The sequence below is a fragment of the Curtobacterium sp. PhB136 genome (genome assembly GCF_004346855.1).
GTDB lineage: Bacteria > Actinomycetota > Actinomycetes > Actinomycetales > Microbacteriaceae > Curtobacterium.
The window spans coordinates 430,300-438,465 of the sequence record NZ_SMGH01000007.1 but is presented as its reverse complement, the minus strand read 5'-3'; the positions used below and the strand labels follow the sequence as shown (position 1 = coordinate 438,465).

4 protein-coding genes and 1 rRNA gene are annotated in these 8,166 nt (G+C 73.4%); 4 read left to right on the top strand and 1 reads right to left on the bottom strand.

Features of this window, described 5'->3' with window-relative positions; translation table 11 throughout:
• The 4 genes from rrf to EDF27_RS13970 form a co-directional block, all read left to right on the top strand.
• A 5S ribosomal RNA gene (rrf, locus tag EDF27_RS13985) occupies positions 1-88 on the top strand; the annotation flags it as partial.
• Positions 89-171: 83 nt separating this feature from the next.
• Positions 172-1,302, top strand: a complete 1,131-nt coding sequence (locus EDF27_RS13980; RefSeq protein WP_123652917.1) for an ROK family transcriptional regulator — start codon at positions 172-174, stop codon at positions 1,300-1,302.
• A gap of 53 nt (positions 1,303-1,355) precedes the next feature.
• On the top strand, positions 1,356-3,374 hold the full coding sequence (locus tag EDF27_RS13975; RefSeq protein WP_243698357.1) for a beta-galactosidase: 2,019 nt from the start codon (positions 1,356-1,358) through the stop codon (positions 3,372-3,374).
• Positions 3,371-5,539 carry an alpha-galactosidase gene (locus EDF27_RS13970; RefSeq protein WP_243698356.1) on the top strand — a complete coding sequence of 723 codons (2,169 nt, stop codon included), beginning with the start codon at positions 3,371-3,373 and terminating at the stop codon, positions 5,537-5,539. Before EDF27_RS13975 ends, EDF27_RS13970 begins: the two co-directional genes overlap by 4 nt.
• Before the next feature lie 69 nt (positions 5,540-5,608).
• Here the strand turns inward: EDF27_RS13970 and EDF27_RS13965 are convergent, their stop codons facing one another.
• Positions 5,609-8,152 carry a glycoside hydrolase family 2 protein gene (locus EDF27_RS13965; RefSeq protein ID WP_132049448.1) on the bottom strand — a complete coding sequence of 848 codons (2,544 nt, stop codon included), beginning with the start codon at positions 8,150-8,152 and terminating at the stop codon, positions 5,609-5,611.
• Between the last annotated feature and the right edge of the window lie 14 nt (positions 8,153-8,166).

The following is an 8,166-nucleotide window of genomic DNA, read 5'->3' as shown; positions in this document are numbered from 1 at the left end:
CGGTCACATTCCGAACCCGGAAGCTAAGCCTCTCAGCGCCGATGGTACTGCAAGGGGGACCTTGTGGGAGAGTAGGACGCCGCCGGACTCAACGTTGCAAGAACAGGGAACCCCCGACCAGTACTGGTCGGGGGTTTTCTGCGTTTAGGATCAGCCGAGGACGGAGGAACGATGACCCACACCTGGCCACCGCTGCCGGAAGGTTCTCGCCTGGCGCTGCGCGAGATCCTGATCCACGGGACGCTCTCGCGTGCGGAGATCGCGCGGTCGCTCGGGTTGTCGCGTGCGAGCCTGACGCGGGCGATGCGGGTGCTCGTCGGACACGGCATGGTGTCCGAGATCGGCACGGACGTCCGCGGTGCCACGGGCCGGCCCTCGGAGCTCCTGCAGGCGAGTTCCGGCACGTGGGAGTTCCTCGGCATCAAGCTCACGAAGGACCGGCTGTACGCCGCCGTGACGGACCTCGGCGGCCGCGTGCTCGCCCTCCACGAGGAGGGGATGCCGTCCACCACGGCAGAGGACGTCGCCGACCAGATCACGGCCGTGCACGAGCGACTCCGCGGGGTGCACCCGGCGGTGTGCGCGATCGGGGTCTCCCTGCCCGGTGACGTGCTGACCCGTGGAGGAGAGGCCGTGGTGTCGTCCTCCCCGTTCCTCGGCTGGACGGACGTGCCGTTCGCGCGGATGCTCACCGAGCGCACGGGTCTGGCCGCCTTCACGGCGAACGACGTGCACGCGCTCACGGCGAAGGAGCACTGGTTCGGTGCCGGTGCCGGGCGCCGCTCGATGGTCCTCGTCACGGTGGGTGAGGGTGTCGGGCTGGGGCTGATCGCCAACGGCGAGGTGTCGACGGGGGAGCATGGGCGCCTCGGGCGGATCGGGCACGTCCCGGTGCTCGGCGGCGGTCCGGACTGCGGTGTCGGGCACGCCGGGTGCGCCTCGAGCTACCTGCCGAGCCCGGTGATCGTGCGGAACTCGGGCCACGTCGGTGCCACCTACGACGAGGTCGTCGAGCTGGCCCGGACCGGTGACGCCGCGGCGCTCCGGGCGTTCGAGGACGCCGGCCGTGCGCTCGGCGTGGTCCTGTCCACGGTGGTGCTCGTCGCGGACCCGGCGGCGATCGTCCTCACGGGTGACGGGCTGCCGGTGTACGACATCGCGCGGTCGAGCGTGGACGAGGCGCTCCGGGGTGCGATGGCGCCGTACACGGACCCGGTCACGGTCGAGGTGCAGCCGTTCGAGTTCTCCGAGTGGGCGCGGGCCGGCGCGGTACTCGCGATCCGCCAGCTGCTGGGCGTGTAGGGACTTAGTTACACCCGTTGACAAACCTCCCGTGAGACGGGAGGCTGGTGCGCGTGAACGCAGCACCAACCGTCTCGTGGCCCACCGATGGCCTGTCGTTCGGCGGCGACTACAGCCCCGAGCAGTGGCCCCGCGAGGTCTGGGACGAGGACGTCCGACTGATGCGCGAAGCCGGGGTGAACCTGGTCACCGTCGGGGTGTTCTCCTGGGGGCTGCTCGAGCGGTCGCCGGGCGAGTACACGTGGGGCTGGCTCGACGACGTCCTCGACCTGCTGCACGCGAACGGCATCGCCGTCGACCTCGCGACGCCGACCGCGGCGCCGCCGAGCTGGCTCCTGAGGGCACACCCCGAGGTCCTGCCGGTCGACCGGGACGGCACCCGCCAGCACCCAGGTGGTCGCCTCGGCTGGTGTCCGGACTCGCCGGTGTTCCGGGAGCACGCGCGCCGCATCGTCGACGCCGTGGCCGAGCGGTACGGCAAGCACCCCGCCGTGCGGCTCTGGCACGTCAGCAACGAGCTCGGCGGCGGGAACGCCCGCTGCGCCTGCGACGCCTCCGTCGCGGCGTTCCGGGTCTGGCTCCGGCAGCGGTACGGCACGATCGACGCCGTCAACGCCGCCTGGGGCACGGCCTTCTGGGGGCACACCTTCACCGACTTCGACGAGGTGTCGCTCCCGCGCGGCCCGCGGAACGGCGCACCGAACCCGGGGCTCTTCCTCGACGCCGAACGGTTCTCCTCGGACTCGCTCCTGGCCCACTACCAGCTCGAGAAGGCCGCGATCGAGGTGCACTCCGACGTCCCTGTGACGACGAACTTCATGGTCGGCGCGGCCTCCCAGGTCGTCGACTACGCGGACTGGGCGAAGCACGTGGCGATCCCCGCGAACGACCACTACACGATCGTCGACGACGCCCGACGCGAGCAGGACCTCGCCGCGGCGGCCGACCGGATGCGCGGCATCACCGCCGGGCGCCGGCCGTGGCTCCTCATGGAGCACTCGACCGGCGGACCGAGTTGGCAGGAGCGCAACCGGGCGAAGGAACCGGGGGAGATCCTCCGGAACTCGCTCGCGCACGTGGCCCGCGGGTCCGACGGTGCGCTGTTCTTCCAGTGGCGCGCCTCGACGGCCGGCGCCGAGCAGTTCCACTCCGCGATGCTGCCGCAGGCCGGCACCCGCACCCGGGTCTGGCGCGAGGTCACCGCGCTCGGCCGCGCGATGCAGGCACTCGCTCCGGTGCAGGGCAGCACGGTCGAGCCGGCGCGGGTGGCGATCGTCGTCGACGAAGCGTCCGGCTGGGCGATGCAGACGGGCCTCAAGCCGCACCGGGCGCTCCGCTACGCCCGGGAACTCCGTGCCTGGCACCGCGCGTTCTTCGACCGCCAGGTCCTCACCGACGTGGTGCCACTCGACGCGGACCTCGACGGCTACGACGTGGTGGTGCTCCCGACGCTGCTGATCGTCGACGACACCGCTGCCGCCCGGCTCGCCGCCGTGGTCGACCGCGGGGCCACCCTCGTCGTCACGTACCTGTCCGGCGTCGCCGACGAGCATGCCCGCATCCGCACCGGCGGGTACCCGGGCGCCTTCCGCGACGTCCTGGGCGCGTGGTCCGAGGAGTTCACCCCGCTGCAGCGCGGGGAGCGCTGGTCGCTCGACGACGGCGAGACCGTCACCGACTGGGCCGAGGCGGTCGTCGTCGAGGACGCCGAGGTCGTCCTCGCGTACACCGACGGTCCGCTGGCCGGCCGGGCAGCGGTCACGCGCCGCGCCGCCGGCGGCGGCGCCTGGTACGTCGCAGCGGCCCTCGCGGACGACAGCATCCAACGGCTCGTGGACCGGATCGTCGAGGAGCGAGCGGTCCCGCGGACCGTCACCGGGCCTCCCGGCCTGGAGGCGGTGCGTCGCGTCGGACGCGACGGTTCCGCGTTCCTGTCCCTCGTCAACCACCGTGCGGACCCCGTCACGGTGCTCGCGTCCGGGACGGACCTGCTCGACGGCTCCGGCCACGGGCCGGAGACCGTCGTGCCCGCGGGCCGCGTCCGCGTGCTCCGCGAGGAGCCGGTCTCGTGAGCATCGTCGAGCGGGACACGACCGCGGCCGCGGTGCCGGCACTCCCGGCCCGACGGGTCCACGTGCTCCGCGCGGCAGGGGTGTCGCTCGTCCTCGTGACCGCCGCCGACGGCCTGCCCGAGGTGCTGCACTGGGGCCGCGACGTCGGACCCGTCGACGTCGCCGACACCGACGAACTGCTGCTCGCGCTCGGTCGGCCGATCTCGCCGAGCGCGTTCGACGCGCCGTGGCCGCTCACCGTGCTGCCCACCGAACGGGACGGCTGGGAGGGGCGCCCCGCGATCGCCGGGCACGTCGAGGGGCTGCCGCTCGTGCCGCGGTGGCGCGACGTCGAGGTGACCTCGACGCCGCGCGAGGCCGTGGTCACCGCGGACTCCGAGGAGCTCGCACTCCGCAGCGTGTTCGCCCTCGACGACGCCGGCGTGCTCCGGGTGCGCCACACCGTCACGAACCGCGGCGTCCGGGCCGTGCACCTGCAGGCGCTCGAGGCCGTGCTGCCCGTCGGGGAGCGGGTCTCGGAGGTGTTCGACCTCGCGGGCCGCTGGACCCGGGAGCGCACGCCACAGCGTCGCGCGCTGCCCCAGGGCAGTCACGCCCGGGAGAGCCGCCGCGGCCGGACGGGACACGACGCGCCGACGTTGCTCGTGCTCGGGACGCCCGGGTTCGACGACGCCTCCGGTGAGGTCTGGGCCGTGCACCTGGCGTGGAGCGCGGACTCCGTGCACCGCCACGACGTGCTCGCCGAGGCCCGACCGGTCCTCGGTGCGGGGGAACTGCTGCGTGCCGGCGAGGTCGTACTCGGCGCCGGCGAGGACTTCACGGCGCCCGACGCGGTGTTCGTGTGGAGCGACGAGGGGCTCGACGGGATGTCCGCGCGCCTGCACGACTCGCTGCGCGCACGCCCCGGGCACCCGAGCCGCCCGCGGCCCGTCGTGCTCAACACCTGGGAGGCGGTCTACTACCGGCAGGAGCTGGCGCCGCTCGTCGCACTCGCCGAGACGGCCGCGGACATCGGGGTCGAACGGTTCGTGCTCGACGACGGCTGGTTCCTCGGCCGGCGCTCGGACGACACCTCGCTCGGGGACTGGCGGGTGGACCCGTCGGTGTGGCCGGACGGTCTCCGCCCGCTGGTCGACCGGGTCCGCGACCTCGGCATGGAGTTCGGGCTGTGGTTCGAACCGGAGATGGTGAGCCCGGTCTCCGAGCTCGCCGTCGCGCACCCGGAGTGGCTGCTGCAACGCCCCGACGACGACGTCCGCACGTGGCGGAACCAGTACGTGCTCGACATGGCGAACCCGCTCGCGCGGGCGTTCGTCCTGGAGAGCATGTCGGCCGTGATCGGCGAGCACCACGTCGACTTCGTGAAGTGGGACATGAACCGGGACATCGTGCACGCCGTGCACGCCGGACGCGCGGGCGTCGACGCGCACACCCGCGGGGTCTACGCGCTGATGGACAGCCTGCGCGCGCGGCACCCCTGGCTGGAGATCGAGGCGTGTGCGAGCGGGGGCGGCCGGGTCGACCTCGGGGTGCTCGAGCGCACCGACCGGGTCTGGCCGTCGGACACCAACGACGCGATGGAACGCCTCGCGATCCAGCGGTGGACCGAGGCGCTGCTGCCGCTGGAGCTCATCGGCGCGCACGTCGGCCCCGAGGTCTCGCACACCACCGGGCGCCACCTCGACCTGGACTTCCGGATGGCGGTGTCGCTGTTCGGCTCGGCCGGACTCGAGACCGACGTCACGCGGCTGACCGCCGAGGAGCTCGACCGGCTGCGGGCCTGGACGACGCTGTACAAGCGGGTGCGCGGGCTGCTGCACACCGGGCGGCTGCGGCACCTCGACCTCGGGGACCCGGGGCTCGCGACCACGTCGGTGGTGTCGGTCGACCGGGGGAGTGCGCTCGTGCGCGTCGCCCGGACCGTGACCGGGCCGCAGTCCCTCGCGGTGCCGCTGCGTGTGCGCGGGCTCGACCGGGCGCGGCGCTACCGGATGGCCCCGGCCGCGGGGCTCGGCGTGCCGCACGGGCTCGACATGGTGCCGCCGCCGTGGCTCGGGCGCGGGTACCTGGAGCTCTCCGGTGCCGTGTTCGAGGACGTCGGGGCCCGGCTGCCGATGCTCGCGCCGGGCACCGCGATCGTGCTCGAGTTCACCGCGCTCGACTGACGCGCGGTCGAGCGGGCGATGTGCCCGGGTGGGTCGAGGACCGCACCCGGGCACATCGCCCGATCGTCGTCAGCGCAGCGAGCCGGCGTGCCGGAGGACCTCACGAGTGAGCAGCGCCGCCGTGTCGATGCCGGGAGCGCCCGTCACCGTGAACGTCACGGACTCGCCGGGCAGCAGTGACACCAGGCCGTCGTCCACCCGGGCCGCCGCGTCCACCCGGTCCGGGAAGAGCGCGACGTCCCGCGCGTAGGCCGTGGCCGTCACGGTGACCCGGGCGCCGTCCGGCGTCGGGGACACCGCGGTGGTGAACGGGGACGCGGGCAGCGCCTGGTCGACGACCTCGGCGAAGTCGAACACCGTGCGGCCGAGCGGCCCGGTGACGACGAGCACCTCGGACGCCGGATCCCCAGCTTCCGCGAGCGACGACGGCAGCGACACCCGCGCGGCATCGGCGACGTCGACGGACACCGGGAAGGACTCGGCCGCGAGCGGGGTCCCGTCGAAGCGGACCCGCGCGACGTGGACCTCGCCGGACACCGCGGCCCCCGACCCGTTCACCACGACCACGTCCAGGCCAACACCGGCAGCGCCCGGCTGCACCGTGACGAGCACCGGCTGGTACGCCTGACGCACCGCGTACCAGACGGGCTTCCGGATCCCCGCGTGGTCGACGAGCGCCCAGGACACCACGGGCCAGTCGTCGTTGAGCTGCCACACGATCATCCCGGTGTTGTCCGGCGTCCGGGAGCGGAACCACTCCATCCCGAACCGGATCGCGTGCGCCTGGTTCAGTTGCGCCGCCCAGTGCCAGTCCTCGATGGACGCGGGCGAGGGCAGGTGCCCACGCATCCCGTCCGCGAGCTTCCGGTTGCCCTGGTCCGCCTTCTGGTGCACGAGCATCTCGTGCCCGTCCGGGTCGAGCGGCTCGTCGTGCACGACGGCGGTCAGGGTCGACCACGCGGGCGGCCCCTGGAACCCGAACTCCGCGACGAAGCGCGGCTCCCAGTCGGCGTAGTGCCGGTAGTCGAGCCGGTTCCAGACGTCCCAGATGTGCACCGTGCCGTTGCGGTCGTCGTTCGGCGTCAGGTACTCGTCGAACGAGAACGGGCTGCCCGGCGTGTACGGCCGGGTCGGGTCGAGTTCCGCGACGACGGCGGGCAGCAGCGACCGGTAGTACCCGTTGCCCCAGGTCCGGCCGACGAGTGCGCGCCGCCAGCCCCACTCGGCGTACGCGACGAGGTTCTCGTTGTTGCCGTTCCACACCACGAGCGACGGGTGCCGGCTGAGGCGGGTGACGGCCTCGCGGACCTCGGGCTCGACCTCGTCGGCGAGCCAGGGCTCCTCGGCGTAGGCGGCGCAGGCGAACAGGAAGTCCTGCCAGACCAGGACCCCGAGCTCGTCGCAGCGGTCGTAGAACTCGCGGGACTCGTAGATCCCGCCGCCCCACACCCGGAGCAGGTTCATGTTGGCGGCGATCGCGTCCTCGATCCGCTCGTGGTAGCGCTCCGGCGTCATCTCGGTCAGGAACGCGTGGTCCGGGATCCAGTTCGCCCCGCGGACGAGCACCGGCCGGTCGTTCACGCGGAGGAGGAACGGTGCCCCGCCCTCGTCGGCGGCGGTGTCGAGCGTCACGGTGCGGAACCCGACGCGGCCGGTCCAGACGTCGTCGCCGACCTCGACGGTCACGTCGTACAGGGGCTGGTCGCCCTCGCCGCGCGGCCACCACACCGCCACGTCCGGCACCTCCAGACGGAGCGTCGCGGACCCGCCTTCGACGCGGCGCACGCCGGTGATCCGGACGGGAGGCTCGGTGTCGGCACCGGGTGACGCTGTGGACGCGCGGTGCGGGGCCACGGTGATCCGAGCCTCCAGGCCGGGTGTGACGGTACCGGCTGCAGACGCAGCGTCCGCAGACGCGACCGGTGCGGCTCCGATGGCCTGGCGGAACACGCCGGCGCCGCCGGCGGACTCGACGTCGACGTGCGCCGTCAGGACACCGGTGGTGCCGTCGACGTCGACGAGCGGGCGGACGGCGGCGATCCGGGCGCCGCTCCAGGACTCGATGCCGATCGAGCGCCAGATGCCGCTCGTGGCGACGTCGATGCCCCAGTCCCACCCGAAGTTCGACGCGTTCTTGCGGAGCGCGTTGTACGGGTGGTGGTTGACGTGCGGGAGCTCGCCGCCGTGCAGCTCGGACAACCGTTCGGCCGCGGGTACGGGTGCGTCGAAGGTGACCACGAGCTCGTTCGTGCCGGGGCGGAGCAGGTGCCCGACCGGGAAGCGGTACGAGCGGTGCTGGTTCGCGGTCGTGGCGACGACGATGCCGTTCACCTCGATCGTGGCGAGGGTGTCCAGGCCCTCGGCGACCAGGTCGTGCCGCTCGGCGTCGGGTGCCGCCCAGTCGAAGGTGCGCCGGTACCGCCAGACGGTGTCGCCGATCCACTGCGTCGCGGCCTCGTTGTCACCGTCGAACGGGTCGGGGATCAGGCCGGCGCGGAGCAGGTCCGTGTGTGCGCAGCCGGGGACCACCGCCGCGATCGGGGCGGTCGGTGCCTCGGCCGGGCCGTGCACCGCCTCGAGGGTCCACGTGCCGTCCAGTGTCGTCCGCTCCATCGCGTCTCCAGTGC